We start from the raw sequence: 465 nt of genomic DNA, 5'->3' as shown, positions 1-465 counted from the left end.
GTTACAGGTGGAATTGGCTGGGAATGCTCGTTATTTTGGGACTTTATATGAAAAGCCAACCATAGGGGATCCAATAAGATCCATTGAATATGAGGATATTCGCCGGGCGAATGTTCTGATGTCTGTTACCTATCTGCTGGCATTGCTGCCAGTGGTATTACTTGTGGTTTTATTGTGATTTTATATAGGAAGAGGTTGACAGGAGAAAACGAATATGGAATATCAACACGGTGGAGATATCTACACGAACAGTGTTACCTTGGACTATTCGGCGAATATCAACCCTCTGGGTCTCCCAAGGGGGGTGAGAGAAGCTGTTTTAAGAACCATTGATACTTGTTGTTGCTATCCGGACAGCAGAAATCAAAGGTTAAGGGAAAGAATAGCCACATTTCATAGGATTGAACCAGAGGAGGTGATCTGTGGCAATGGAGCGGCCGATCTGATTTTTCAGATTGTTCAGGC

1 pseudogene is annotated in these 465 nt (G+C 43.4%); it reads left to right on the top strand.

What is annotated here, in order from left to right:
- Positions 1-214 precede the first annotated feature (214 nt).
- A pseudogene (locus EHS43_RS47300) lies at positions 215-465 on the top strand (threonine-phosphate decarboxylase); the annotation flags it as partial.

The sequence above is a fragment of the Streptomyces sp. RP5T genome, from assembly GCF_003933965.1.
Lineage (GTDB): Bacteria > Actinomycetota > Actinomycetes > Streptomycetales > Streptomycetaceae > Streptomyces.
This window is presented reverse-complemented; position numbering and strand designations above follow the sequence as displayed.